This is a genomic window from Belliella filtrata (assembly GCF_022549775.1).
GTDB lineage: Bacteria > Bacteroidota > Bacteroidia > Cytophagales > Cyclobacteriaceae > Belliella > Belliella filtrata.
Window position 1 is genome coordinate 153741 of the sequence record NZ_JAKZGP010000003.1, and the last position, 14548, is coordinate 168288.

The window sequence follows — 14548 nt, forward strand, 5'->3', positions numbered from 1 at the left end:
CAAGCTTTGAGCGTATGATAAAACCTATTGTGCTAAATTAAATCGTAATTGTCCACCAAAGGCAGTTGAACTTCTTCTGAAAGCTGTGGTTACCCTTGGATCATTGATGTTTCTATCAAAATAAAGCGTAATGTTAAGGTTTTGATTGATTACATAACCGACCGTAGGCCTAATGGTAATATTTAAGTTACCATTGGTTACTGTACTATTTTCCTCTATTTTTCGCTGTATCTGTCGGGTATCTACCACTCTTGTGTTGATTCTAAATTGAAGGTCATTTTCGAGTACCTCTTGTCTGCCCTGTATTTTAAAAGGAATTTTCACACCTGATTTGGTGTACCCTAAGTCAAACCCAAAGTCTCTGCTTCTCTGCTCTGTCACTTGAGCATTAGAAAAATTCAATCCCAAATTTCTTTCTGAGTTATACTCTACTGCAATATTTAATCGATCCTTTGTCAAGAAATCAATTCCAATAAGTGGTGCAAATCGTTCAGTCAATATCACTTGATTCAATATAAATATGGGTATATACATTCCAAACTCATCCGTAAGCGTAGCTCCAGGTATATTCTGTACTGAATTGAATAGTTCTAATCCAGTTTGGTAAAGAAGAGAATTGGAAAAATTGCTTACTTCATACGTAGAAGAATATCCATGAGTGATGTTGATACTCGAGAAATATTCTCTCACCGCTGGTATTTGAGAAAGCCCTTTGTAGTCTAGCCTCCAATTTGGAATAGGGAAAGTAGGGAAAGGATTGAGGCTCATGGTATTAGGGTCTGCGCCACCATAAGCGGCTAAGAATGCAAGACCTAGTACATCTTGTCCGTTGAGAGCATACTCACCACCAGATGAATTGCCAGCATTTAGCCTTCCTTGAATGATGCTACGGTAGCTTTCAAAATCAGTAAATAGTCTAGAATTATTGAATCGATCGTCTCTGGCAAAAGTGGTTCGAATCATAGAGTAAGTAATGCTATAGCCTCCCATTCTATTAGGGCTCAATGATCCATATTGACCAGGATTGTCAGCGGAGTTTCTAAAAATCTCACTATACTCACCAGACTCCCTTTTTCTTGCTTCAAATGCAATTCTAAAGTCTTTGAATGGTTCTGCTATACCATTTATTTGTAGGTTTTTAGCTTGATTTTGTCTGAATTGTTGCGTGAGTTCAGCGCTGGATGCCAACAGCCCATTATCAGCTATTCCAAAACGCATGTTTGGATTCTGACTACCCATAATAAAGCCGAACCCCGGATTTAGGAAGCTTCTATCCATGCCCAATAGTCCAGTATTGGCCATGTAACCAGGTAAAAACGTTCCTTCAATAATTGAATACCTGAAATTGACATCTTTTACCATTGTTAAGAACTTGATGAGCTTATTAGTAAAAGGTGTTCCTATAGTATCCTCTGCATTTACAGCAGGCCTTCCAGGTATAGATGGTCTTTTTGGTGCAGTGAGTGCTCTGTATTTCGCACTTTTATTGTACAATTTGGTGAAGTCTAGTTTCCCTTGGTAAACTTGTTCTCTGGTATTTTGAATCATGTTACCTAAGGTGTCTCGCTGACCAATAGCTCCAGTCATCCAAGTATAGTCAGCTGCATACCTTACGTCTGCATTGACCCAATCTACCACTGGTATTTTATTCAGAGGGATTTTGTAATTGACATCTATTCTATGATTGTAATTTGTCGTTCTACCTAGCCTCCTGATGTTGTTTCTGATAGAGTCAATCTTTGCTTGTGAATCAATATCACCTTCTGGTTCATCTACTACAGCCATTACCCTGCTCATAAAATCTACCCTGAGATTTTTGGTCAAATCCCAATTCAAGTTGTAAAACCTGTTGATAAAGAAACTTTTTTGGAAAAATGGATCAACTCCGTCTGTGGTCAAATCATCATTTCTGTATTGTGTCCTCATAAATCTCCTATCTACGTCTATCCTTGCACCGACTTGACTAGGTGAAAAGTTGAAATTGATATCTTTGATTAGTTTAAGGTATTTTCCGTCCAGGAATGAAGCATTCTTGAAAGGCTCAAAAGAAAGTGGTTTTGGTTGATAGTTGTAAGCTATATTTCCTACATATGTTTCAAAGGTGTAAGACTCTGTATTGATATTACTTTGTCTCACAGATCCATAGGCATAAGAGAATGAAAAGTTGCTTAAATCATATATTCTGGAGTTTTCTTTCTCTGGATTTCTATTTTTGCGGACGTTTGTAAAGCCAATGTTTCGACGTTTGACTTGGTCTAGGACTTGTGATCGATATAGTGCTCGATCTGCATCATTGGTGAATTTACTTAGTGCAAGTTCAAATGGGACATCTTGGTTTAGTGGGTCAAATTCTGGCCTTGTACTTGAATTTTCCAAACTAACGTACATTGGTATGCTTACATTGATGGCTTCTGGGAGTAATTTTTCTACACTCACATTTGCAGAGACATCATACTGAGTAGTAGATTCTCGGGCCCTTTGACTGAGTCTGGTTTCTAATCCACCAAACCCAAATGAATTGTGTCTTATAGAGGTGGAAATGGTCGCCACATCAGCGATTTTGGTGTTTAATATAGCATTTGCTGCCCATCCTGCTGACTCATTGAATCCAGTAGTTCTTAATTCATTTGCCCAAATACAAACCGATCTTGAGGCAGTTCCTGATTCGCCTGGATTTCTGATCCCAATCATCATTCCTTGGATCAAGCTCAATTCAGGCCTACCCACTACTGTGACTTTGTATTGATTCACATCTTGGGTGAAAGGTAAGTTTAGTGGGACTCTTTGATTGTCACGAGCTACTTTTACACCAACAATTTCAGAAATAGCAATGTCTATTTCATTTTCCAAAGGCCAGATTTGTCTAGGATCTCTAGTGCCTTTAGGAGTAATTCTAAGAGGTACTTCGATTTCATAGTAGTTGTCTGTATAATCAGTCCCTAATCTTAGGAAGGCTGTGAGTTCACCATCTTCGGCATCATCACTATCAGCATGGAAAAACATTTTCAATCTCTCGAATTGAACCAAATCCTGGCGGGTGTTTTTAAATACTGCCCTTGCATCTCTAGCCTGTAAGTCTTCTACACATAGTCTTAAGGACTGCTCATTAAGTTGTCTTTCGACAGTAGATAAGTTATCTCTATCTCTTGTAATTCCAGGAGGAAGTACATAGGGACTTTGCGTAGCACTTCCTTGGCTGTTTTCTTCAATATTTACCACGCCAACTGTTAAGTTGGAATTGTCTGGCTCTGGAATTTCAAAAAATCCTCTTTCAAATAAAGATTCCTGAAAGACCCTCCATTGAGACCCCACAAGTCTAAAGTTTGCCATTCTCATCACTACAGGCTGTTCGAAGTCAGTAAGGTATGTTCTCATAAACCTAATGGACTTGAATCCAGAGATATCACCTTCAACACGATCAGGGGTTCTCACTGGAATTCTGAAAAGGTACCAACTTACTTCATCACCACTTTGAGTTGTGGTGACTCTATCTACTATATAGTTTGAACCTACTTCTAGTTGACCAGGCCTGAGGTCTATTTCGTATTCATAATAGCTCTCAAGTTCGTTGATTGTGTTATCGTTATTGAGGTCTTCGTTGTTTGGTAAATTTGAACCAGATGGAGTATAAGCAAGGTTTTGATTGGCAGTGATTGGTGTATTCCCTTCCATGCCATTGAAATTTTTGTAACGCTCAAGGATTTTCACATTGTCTTGATCCAAGTTTTCGTCAAGGTAATATTGGAAATTATCAGCCGATGGATCACTCATGATTTGGTTCATGGCCAGTTGTGAGACATTGAGCCTGTTGATAAATCTACTTCTGAAGAAATTTACCTCATCTTCATCTTTTAATCCATCAAGACCTACATCTTGATTTTCTCGGGCTTCTGGTGAATTGTCAAATGCTGGAATTAAAAATTGCTCTCGCGTAATTCTTCCCCACTCTGTAGTAGGGGTATTTGAAGGATCACCATCTGCAGGAAGTCCATTTTCAAAACCATGTCTACCGTCTTTGATCAAGTCTTCTGAAACATCTCCAAGATTGAACCTTAGCTTACCACCTGTAGTGTTGTTTGCATTGAATCTTCCGTCAAGGACTCTTCCATTTTCTCCTTGAATGAATGGATCCAAAAGCCAAAATTCTATGTATTCAATATTCGTTCGGTCAAAATCTACTTCTGTTGTAATTGCTCTGGTAACACCTCCATAATTGTTTCTTGGATTGGGTAATAACCCTTCGGAGGTTAAGCCAGTGTTATAATTATACATTCCCCGCTCATGTGGGAAATACGCCATTTCAAACAGTGGTTCTGGTACGATTATAACATCACGATCTCTTCTAGGGAAGATTTCTTGAGGAATCACCCTTCTTACATAGTGGTTTTGCCTATCCTCTCTAGTAATATTGGTAGGTACTCCTGGTCCTGACTCTCTATAGAATACATTGTCAATATTGTACCATGATATTTTTGCTCTTCTGTAGGCATTTCCCAGCCTGTCTTCTGTAAGATCGCTGAGGTCGAATTGATTGTCTTCTGTTTTTGGTGTAGCTGCTAAGTGCCAATTTTGCGCAGCAGCTCCACCAAGGTTGAACGGAGTGATTGCTGTCTCAAAATCATCAATGTAGGCAGCTTGTTCACCATTTACCCTGTTTGACGTCCCAGGGAGTAGTTGAGCAAATTCACCACTGAATTGGACCAGAGAGCTTTCTTTTGTATTTGTGAAAGGTAGAGCGTCAGCAAGTTTGGTTAGGAACCTTGATTCGTCACTGTAGTTGGCGTCAAGTCCCCACATGCTGTTTCTCAATGTTTCACTTCCAGCTGCAATTCTTGTGATGTTTGGCCGCTCATTAAGGTACAAAAAGGTACCCCCAAGGTTGAACTTGTCATTGAACATGTAATCTAACCTTGTACCAAGTAAACTTCGGGTTTGAAACGACACTAAATCTGCCTTTTCAAAAGAAACATTGATTCTTTTTCCAGACTGAAGTATGCCTTCGTTCAGAATTGTAAGTCGGCCAATGTTATAATCTATTGTATAATCCACACCTTCGGTCAGTGGTATATTTCCCGCTGTAACTACAACCGATCCAGGCGAAATATTCAAACCTGGTAGCATGATGTCAGAGGCTGATCCAGCTGTTAGACGTCCTCTCAAGAAATATTTATTGAGTCTTGTGACAAGCTCTGCATCAGCTTGTGTAGTTCTATACAATGTGTCATAGACAAACTTATCGACAAGTGCTGCTTCATTTGGAAGAAACCTGTTTCTTATTGTAGCGCCAAAAGGTTCTAAGACAGGGAATACGACCATTCCCCTGTCTGGGAAAATGGTGATGCCTGGAATGAAGTCAAAATTTCCATCAGGGGATGGGTCATTTTGTGGATTAAGGTTGTCTAACCCGGTGACCCTTATCAGAGGCACATTTTTTAAGTTTTCACCTTCAAGTAAACTTGGATTGTCTAAACCTGTCCTATCGTCCCTATAGATTACTTGTAGCTGAAAACCATCTTTTTGAATCTGACTAGCATTTAGATTATAGACGTTTTTCATCATTAAATCCCAGGTAGGGAGACGTGTGTTGATCCTTGCTGGTCTCAACATTTTCATGAAAATGATCTGATCTTCTGGCCTATTTTGGTAATCTTCAGACAGTTCTCCTACCTTATAAACTGTCCCGTTGTGTGTGTATTCATAGGAAACAGCTAAAACCTCATCATTTTGTAGTTTTCTAACCAAGGATATATAACCCAACTCTCTATTGAAAATAAATTCATTAGCAGCTAGCTTCCTAGCACCATTGACTTGCTCAAAATCTGATCCTCTGACTAAGTTAAGTGTGGATTCAATCGCAGATGATCCGGTATCAAATGGCCTAAAAGATGGATTTCCATTGAGGTTACTGTAGAGTAAGTTGGCGTTATTGGCTGCTGGTGATCCGGGAGTACCCGCTCCAATGTTAGCATTATCTGGTCTGAAAATACGCTGACCTTCTCCCAAGTCCATAAATGCAGCAAAATTCCGGAGTGTTTCGGTGTTGTTTGCACGGTTCATGATATAAACTTCCACCCTGGTGATGTTGACACCAGAGAGAATTTGAGGGAGTCCACGAAGCCATCTTTCATAGTTGTCACGGAAAAAGTGAGCTAGGAAAAAATGTCTATTCTCATCATATTCAGAGCCTTGTACTTCAAATGACCTTCCTTGCCCACCGCCTTCTATAATAAGTTCATCTCTTCTACCTCTTTGAGTTGAGGCGACGCCTGTCACAAATAATTTACCGAATTGAAGTTGAGTTTTGACACCAAAGAGGTTTTGAGCACCCTGAATAAGGCTGTTCTGTACAGGCATACTGACATTTCCTATCTCAATGGACTTGATGATATCTTCTTCATATCCAGTGTATTCTACTTTCAGTTGGTTTTGGAAGTCGAAGGAATTGTTGGAGTCAAAATTTGCTCCTAGTTTCATTTTTTCTCCTAGCGACCCATTCACAGACATTTGGATTTGCTGATTGAAATTGAAGCCTCCATTTTGTTGCTGTCTAATAGGTATGGCGGGATTGTCTACCCTTCTAAATATTGCTCCCAAGTCTAGGTTGACATATCCAGTAGGTGTGATGTTGATTTGATTTCCACCGAAGATTCTGTCCAGACTTGGGCTAGTTGTCACTGGAGGAATTAGTCCTCTTCCACTAACAGCACTTTCACCATCTACTTCTCTTGATCTATTTCTCCAATACTCTTGCCTTAGTTTGAACTCTTGTAACTTAGCGTATTCATCAAAATCATATTGATATCCAGGAGTAACATCCGCAGAATCTAGCTCCTCTTGCACCCGGTATCTTAAGGTGGAATCCATTTCTACTTGTATCCTTTCTTGATTAGGAGTGATAGGGTAGAATGGAGACCTGTAAGTAAATGGGTTTTGACTTTGGAACAATGGTCTTGTGTAGAGATTTGGCCAAAGCAAAAATGATGGGAGTTGTCTGCGTGTATTTAAAGAATCTATCTTGGCAGCTGTGCTATCTGATTGAATCTGTTGCCCTTTGGAAGGAGACAATAGTATGCATACCAACAGTATTGTAAGGACTGATGGCACAAAAAGACGTATGCGAACTAGGGGTAAAAAGTTACTGCAACAAAAGCTCAATTGTTTATCAATTAAAGGACTAAGTAGACTTTAAAGATGCTTTAATTAAATCTTCTAAGGAAATTTCCGAACCATTTTTTTTCAAAATCGTAGTAATATTTTTTTCTGCCGTTGCTTTCGGAAATCCCAAAGTAATTAGAGCCTGTAACGCCTCCTCTTTGATTTTATTGTTATGATTTATAAATCCTACAGAAGGTGAGCCACTCTCTAAAATCACATCTTTTTTGACTTTGTCTTTTAATTCTAAAACAATTCTTTGAGCTGTTTTAACACCTACACCTTTTACATTTTGAATTGTCTTGAAATCTTCTTGCACTATGGCTGATTCAAGTTCTTCGCTGCTCAAAGAGGACAAAATCATCAGACCAGTATTAGGACCAACGCCACTGATTGATATCAGGTTGAGGAAGAGTTTCTTTTCTTTTTCTTCTTTGAAGCCGTAAAGTGTATGTGCATCTTCTTTGATATGCAAAAAAGTGAGGAGCATAACTTGCTCCTCATCTTTTATTTTTGAATAGGTTTGAAGTGAAATTTTCACTTGATAGCCTATTCCATTGATATCAATAATTACATAAGTAGGGTCTTTGAAGACCAATTTACCTTTTAAATATGCGATCATAATTGATTTGTAGATTGAGCATCTACTACTGCGATGGCTACCATATTGACGATTTCTCTTATAGAGCTACCAAGCTGAAGTATGTGCACGGGTTTGTTCATCCCTAACAGCACGGGACCTATAGCTTCTGCATTTCCTATTTCTGAGAGTAATTTGTATGCTATGTTTCCAGAACTTAGGTCAGGGAAAATTAGTGTATTAGCCTTTTTTCCAATCAATGCACTGAATGGATAATTTTCTCTTTGAATTTCTTCATTGAGTGCTACGTTAGCTTGCATTTCTCCCTCGATTACCAGGTCAGGGAATTTCTGCTTGGCAATTGCTGTAGCTTTGGCTGTTTTGGATGCAATATCACCTTTGGCTGAACCAAAATTGGAATAAGACAACACAGCCACTCTTGGGTCAATGTCAAAGAATTTCACTCCGTTGGCCGTAAGCCCAATAATCTCAACCAATTCCTCTGCGGTAGGATTAAGGTTCACCGTAGTGTCAGCAAAGAAATATGGGCCTTTGTCTGTGTTCATGATGTACATTCCAGCTACCCTTTCAGTGCCTGGCTTGACACCTATAACATGTAGCGATGGCAGGATAGTTTTGGGATAATCCTTGGTCAAGCCTGAAATCAAAGCGTCAGCCTCACCCAGTTCTACCATCATGGCACCATAGTAGTTTCTATCTCTCATCTGCCTTATGGCTTCTTTGAGCGTCAATCCTTTTCTTTGACGTTTTTTAAATAGGATCTCTCCATACATTTGAAGTTTCTCAGGCTGACTGTATGGATCAATGATCGTTACATCATTTAAGTCAAGCTTATTTTCCAAGATAAGCTGATTGATTCTTTCCTGATTTCCTAGTAGGATTGGGATTGCGATTTTTTCATCGCGTATCGTTTGAGCTGCTTTAAGTATCTTGACATTATCCGCTTCAGCAAACACGATTCGTTTTGGATCCTTCTTGGCCCTGGCAATTACCCTTGACATCAATCGCTGATCTATGCCGATTCTTTCCTGAAGTTCAAGTTCATAGGCTTCCCAGTCCAAAATTGCAGATTTGGCAACACCAGATTCCATAGCTGCTTTGGCAACTGCTGGAGAAATGGTGGTAATTAGTCTTGGATCAAATGGTTTCGGAATCAAGTAAGTTGGACCAAATGCAAGTTTATTGTCTCCGTAGGCTTTGTTTACGATTTCCGGCACAGGCTCTTTGGCAAGCTTAGCTATTGCTTTAGCAGCTGCAAGTTTCATTTCTTCGTTGATAGCTGTAGCTCTCACATCCAATGCACCTCTGAAAATGTAAGGGAAGCCAAGGACATTGTTGACTTGATTTGGATAATCCGATCTGCCTGTCGCCATGATTAAATCCTCTCTTGCCGCCATGGCAATTTCATAAGGGATTTCTGGGTCAGGATTTGCTAAGGCAAATACGATTGGGTTAGGAGCCATCACTTTTATCTGATCTCCAGAAACAATGTTTCCAGCTGACAGACCCAAGAAAACATCCGCATTGAATAATGCTTCCGTCAAAGTGGTGATGTCTCTTCTAGTGGTAGCAAATTCACTCTTTATTTCATCTAAGTTGACACGGTCAGTTCTAATTGCTCCTTCCTTGTCACACATTACGATATTTTCTCTTTTTACTCCAAGACTCATATAGAATCTGGTGCATGATACGGCTGAAGCACCAGCACCATTAACTACTAGTCTAATATCTTCAATGTTTTTTCCAACAATTTCAAGTGCGTTTATTAAAGCTGCACCTGAAATGATTGCAGTTCCATGTTGATCATCGTGCATCACAGGGATTTTCATCTGCTGCTTGAGTGTAGTTTCGATTTCAAAACACTCTGGCGCTTTGATGTCCTCTAAGTTTACGCCACCGAATGTTGGCTCTAGGGATTTGATGATTTCGATTAGTTTCTTTGGATCTTTTTCATCAATCTCGATATCAAAAACGTCAATTCCTGCAAATTTTTTGAAAAGAACTCCCTTTCCTTCCATTACTGGCTTGGAAGCTTCTGGACCTATGTCTCCGAGTCCTAGAACGGCTGTTCCATTTGATATAACTGCTACAAGATTACCTTTTGAGGTGTATTTGTATACATTTTCTTTATCAGCTTCAATCTCCTTGCATGGCTCTGCTACTCCGGGTGAGTAAGCAAGTGCCAGGTCAAGTTGACTTGATAATGGTTTTGTTGGGATTACTTCTATTTTCCCCGGACTGCCCAGGGTGTGATAATTTAAAGCGTCTTCTTTTCTAATTTTAATCGCCATAAAGGTATGTAGTTTAGTCTTTTAGCTAGATTTCTCTTCCTTTGGGATGATATCTGTTGCTAAAAGTAGTGTTTCAATTTCTCGTATAGCTTCTCGATGGTTTTGACTTGGGAAGTATACGAAGCCTTCCATATAGTAAAGCTTTCCTTTTTCAGTATCCACGATGGTGTAGGACATGAATGAGCCTCCCATTGATAAATTAGCTGTTTTCCAACCGCCTCTCAACTCAACAGCATAATTGCCTTTGATGTTGAAATTGGTAAATAAGGGTGTTGGGTCAACTTTTTCAATGGTTAGATAGGAATTCCTATTGTCTGGATCACTGTACAAATGTGCTTTAGCTATGCTTTCTCTAAGTTTAATAATTTCCTCTGGAAATACTTGCTCTTCACTTGTATAGTCCATTTCATAGAAAAACAGACTGATGTCCGCCCTGTCAGTTCTTGGGGTTGGTTGTCGTAACCAAAGAAAGTTATCTTCTGATTTTGCAACTTGATAGGAGGTCGGTACTTGTATATTGAGACCTAGTTTTTCTCCAGCTACTCTTGCAGCTCCGCTTTTTCTTCCTAGGATTAATTTTTCTAAGCGCTCTCTCTCTCTTACATGAAAAAGGTTCTGAATCTTGCTCTTGTTGGCCTGGAGGTTTTGAATAAGGGTCTCATCATTCCTTCCAAAAAGGTAAATCAATTCTTGACCTATGGCATGCTCATCAGCACTTCTTAGCATATAAAGTGAAGGATCTTCAGCAGCTTTTTCTTTTGACTCTTTACTGAAAAGTGCATTGATTCTCTGACTTCCGGAAGATCTATCATCAAATGTAGTGACATACACAACATTGGTAGCTTGCTTCAATATGCCCGTAACAGCTCTCGGATCTACTCTTCTGACCGTGAACATACTTTCATCTCTAATAAGCCCTTTTACATCTGCTTGGAAAATATCTTTCAAAGCATCTCCCACAGGTCCTTGCCATTTGGTAGAGTCAATTGCCAGGATGATTTCACCTATGGCTCCTCTGGCTTTTGGTTTATTTGCATTTTTACTTTCTTCTGAATTATCGCAGGAGGATATCGAAATCGTGATAGCAAATAGAACAAGGATTGCTGGAAATATTTTTTTGATTGTTTTCATAACGTTTTTGTCTGTGTTAGCTACTAATATAACTAAATAAACAGTAAACAAAAATAATTAATTAGTTGATTAGCCAATTATAAGCTTTTGCCCTGGTTTGATTTGATTAGAATTAAGATTGTTTAGTTTCTTAATCTGATCAATTGTCACTCCATCTAGCTTTTTAGAAATCAACCATAAAGAATCTCCAGGTTGTACTGTGTAAGTTTTTGTGCCATTAGAATTCTCGGCTAAAGTCTGCTGCGAAGGAGTTACGGGAGCATTTTTTGAATAAATTTTTAGATTTTGACCAACTCTAATCGTATTAGAACTTAAATTATTCCATGATTTGATATTGGTCACAGTAGTGCCATGTCGTGAGGCTATACTACCTAAAACATCTCCACTTTTAACTCTATAAGTAATCAATTCTCCCGCACTAGCAGGAGCATTTGTTGATTTTGGAGTTTCCTTACTGAAGTTATTTGAAGCTCTCAACACAACTTTTCTTTCATCACTTAATGCTACTGCATTTTTAAATTCATCCTTATTTTGAGCGATGAAGTCAGCCTTCGAAGCTGGTACTTTTAGAGCGATGTGCTTATGAGAAGAAGGAATGAGTCTGTTTTGGATGGAGGGGTTAAGCCTTTCTAAATCTTCTACACAAATGTTGGTTAATGCAGCAAGTTCTTCTAAATCTAGCTCTTGATTGAATTGAATCTTTTGATGAGCAATAGGGTAGGTGGGTTCTTCAAGAAAAAGGTTGTGATCCGCAGCATGTCTCATGATATACATCATGGCCTGAAACTGTGGTACATAGCTTCTTGTTTCTTTTGGGAGATAATCATATACACCCCAGAATGTCTGCTTTCCTCCAGACCTCCTGATCGCTTTACGCACATTACCTGGGCCACAGTTATAAGCTGCTAGTGCCAGTTCCCAGTTCCCAAACATTCTATGCAAAGACTTAAGATACTTAGCTGCGGCATCTGTAGAAAGCTCTGGATCCATTCTATCATCTATGTCATTGTTGGCATTCAGGCTGTACATCCTGCCAGTGGCAGGCATGAACTGCCATAGTCCCATAGCACCTACTCTAGATTTGGCTTTCGGGTTCAGTCCTGATTCTATGATAGAAAGATATTTAATATCTGATGGCATGTCATGCTTGTCAAGGACTTCATCAAACATGGGGAAGTATACGGCTTCTCTCTCAAGGACCATTCTGGTGTAATCACGATTTCGAACAGCGAAATAGTTGATGAATGAAAAAATTCTATCATTCAGTTCAAAAGGCATGTCAGTTTCCATAGCCCTAATCTTCTTAGCTACTTCGTCAAATGTGAAATCAGGAATGTATTCATATTGATAGTTTGGAGCTATCATTTCTTCTTGAATTCCCGTCGTGTTGAGATTGTATAACTCCTGACCATGAACAGACATGCTACAAAGCAAGAAAGTTGGCAGTACCATAGAAAGTGATTTGAAGAAGTTTTTCATGGTCAGGATAAATGTTAATTTTCTGATTTTGTCAAATAATTGGCAAAAGCATAAAGCTCTGCTTCTTTAAAGCTATTTGCCATGATTTGAAGTCCTATAGGCAATCCCTTTGCGTCTGTCCCATTAGGAATGGATACTGCTGGTACACCTGAGACAGATGCTTGTACAGTGAAAAGGTCTTCTAAGTACATGGCTACAGGATCATTGCTATGCTCTCCAAACTTAAACGCCGTAGATGGCGTAGTTGGCATAACAATATAATCATATTTATTCAATAAGTCTTCAGTGAATTCTTTGATTAACCTTCTTACTTTTTGTGCTTTGGTAAAATATGCATCATAGTAGCTGGCACTCAAAACAAATGTTCCAAGCATGATTCTTCTTTTCACTTCATCACCGAAGCCCTCAGACCTTGTAAGCTTATACATGCTTTCTAGGTTGTGAGCATTTGGTGTTCTGTACCCATACTTCACGCCATCAAATCTCGAGAGATTTGAACTTGCCTCTGCTGTAGTAAGGATATAGTAAGTAGGTAGGATATATTTCAAAAGTGGGAATTGTACTTCTTCCACCTGATGACCTTCTTGTCTAAGCTTGTCCAATACACTTAAGGTATTAGCCTTGATTTCAGGTTGCAAGGCTTCAGACTCGATTGTCTCTTTGAGGTAAGCAACTTTTGCTCTTTTTTCAAAATGCAGCAACTCACTGTATGCTGGCACAGGTTTGCGTGAAGCAGTGCTGTCAAATTCATCTGTTCCAGCCATGATCTCCATTACTAGGGCATTGTCTGGGACATTTCTCGAAAAAACACCAATTGTGTCAAATGAAGAAGCGTAGGCTATTAAGCCCCACCTAGACACCCTTGAGTATGTCGGTTTGATACCAACCAAGCCTGTAAAGGCCGCAGGTTGTCTAACTGATCCACCCGTGTCAGTTCCTAGTGATACTGTGCAAAGGTTTGCTTGAACAGCTACAGCTGAGCCTCCAGAAGATCCGCCTGGAACTCTTGTCTCATCTGCTGCATTGAGTACTTTTCCATGTGCAGAGTTTTCGTTGGAACTACCCATACCAAACTCATCGCAATTCAGCCTGCCTATGATTATTGCATCTTCATCTATAAGTCTTTGAACTGCGGTAGCAGTAAATTGAGACTCAAAGCCTCCTAAGATTTTACTCGAAGCATTGACTTCTTGGCCTCGCAAGCAAAGTACATCCTTGATGCCTATGACCATACCCGCAAGTTTCCCAGCTTTTCCATTGGCCAACTTCTCATTGACTTTTTCGGCTTGCGCCAAAGCGTAATCAGTATAAACTTCAACGAAGGCGTTTAGATGCGCCTTCGTTTCAATGTTTTTGAGGTAATAAGTTACAATCGCTTTACAATCCGTCTCTTTGGTTTCTAGCGATCGTTTTATTTCGTCAAATGATAGGAATTTTTCCAATTTTTGAATCTTTTAGTCTTTTTTCTTATTGTCATCCTTCAAACCTTCTTCGAGGTCGTTTTGGATTTCCTTGGTAGCATCTTTGAATTCTCTGATTCCTCTACCCAGCCCTCTTGCTAACTCAGGGATTCTTTTGGCACCGAAGAATAGCACAATCACCAATATGATAAGTATCATGGATCCTGGACTCATTCCTCCGATAAAACCTAATGTAGTCATGATCTTGTTATTTAGATTTTGAATATGGTACAAAGATATAAGAGTACTAGGCTATCACAAAGGATTTACTGTACTGATATTCTTTATTTTTTATAAATATACGAATCAATGTCGTTTAGTTAAGGATTAAATTGGTTTATAATTCATATAATGAGGTTTTTTTGGCTTTTTGAGCCTGGGTAGCTTTCTACCTGGTCTTTCAACTTCCCGAGTTTTGTAGACTAAATCATCGA

Annotated in this window: 7 protein-coding genes; all 7 read right to left on the minus strand. The window is 39.2% G+C overall.

All coding sequences use genetic code 11. From position 1 onward, the window contains the following. Positions 1–24: 24 nt before the first annotated feature. Entirely contained in the window at positions 25–7104 is a 7080-nt protein-coding gene (gene sov / locus MM239_RS02830; protein WP_394801480.1) for a T9SS outer membrane translocon Sov/SprA, read from the minus strand. Positions 7105–7174: 70 nt separating this feature from the next. Next, positions 7175–7774, minus strand: a complete 600-nt coding sequence (gene ruvA / locus MM239_RS02835) for a Holliday junction branch migration protein RuvA (RefSeq protein WP_241346433.1) — start codon at positions 7772–7774, stop codon at positions 7175–7177. Further along, a complete protein-coding gene (locus tag MM239_RS02840; RefSeq protein ID WP_241346435.1) occupies positions 7771–10044 on the minus strand; it encodes an NADP-dependent malic enzyme in 2274 nt (757 codons plus the stop codon). Before MM239_RS02840 ends, ruvA begins: the two co-directional genes overlap by 4 nt. Positions 10045–10065: 21 nt before the next feature. Continuing rightward, positions 10066–11175 (minus strand): DUF4837 family protein, encoded by a 1110-nt coding sequence (locus MM239_RS02845; protein ID WP_241346437.1) that lies wholly within the window; start codon positions 11173–11175, stop codon positions 10066–10068. Positions 11176–11244: 69 nt separating this feature from the next. Next, positions 11245–12654, minus strand: coding sequence for a LysM peptidoglycan-binding domain-containing protein (locus tag MM239_RS02850; protein ID WP_241346439.1), 1410 nt, complete (start codon positions 12652–12654; stop codon positions 11245–11247). A 14-nt stretch (positions 12655–12668) separates the two neighbouring features. Then, the gene (gene gatA, locus MM239_RS02855; protein WP_241346441.1) at positions 12669–14096 is read right to left on the minus strand and encodes an Asp-tRNA(Asn)/Glu-tRNA(Gln) amidotransferase subunit GatA; all 1428 of its coding nucleotides are present in this window, start codon (positions 14094–14096) and stop codon (positions 12669–12671) included. 12 nt (positions 14097–14108) lie between these two features. Then, positions 14109–14315 (minus strand): twin-arginine translocase TatA/TatE family subunit, encoded by a 207-nt coding sequence (gene tatA, locus MM239_RS02860; protein WP_241291522.1) that lies wholly within the window; start codon positions 14313–14315, stop codon positions 14109–14111. Positions 14316–14548: the final 233 nt, after the last annotated feature.

Coding starts and splice junctions, on each gene's coding strand:
- ruvA (WP_241346433.1), bottom strand. CDS start 7,774: ATGATCGCATATTTAAAAGGTAAATTGGTCTTCAAAGACCCTACTTAT.
- tatA (WP_241291522.1), bottom strand. CDS start 14,315: ATGACTACATTAGGTTTTATCGGAGGAATGAGTCCAGGATCCATGATA.
- MM239_RS02845 (WP_241346437.1), bottom strand. CDS start 11,175: ATGAAAACAATCAAAAAAATATTTCCAGCAATCCTTGTTCTATTTGCT.
- MM239_RS02850 (WP_241346439.1), bottom strand. CDS start 12,654: ATGAAAAACTTCTTCAAATCACTTTCTATGGTACTGCCAACTTTCTTG.
- MM239_RS02840 (WP_241346435.1), bottom strand. CDS start 10,044: ATGGCGATTAAAATTAGAAAAGAAGACGCTTTAAATTATCACACCCTG.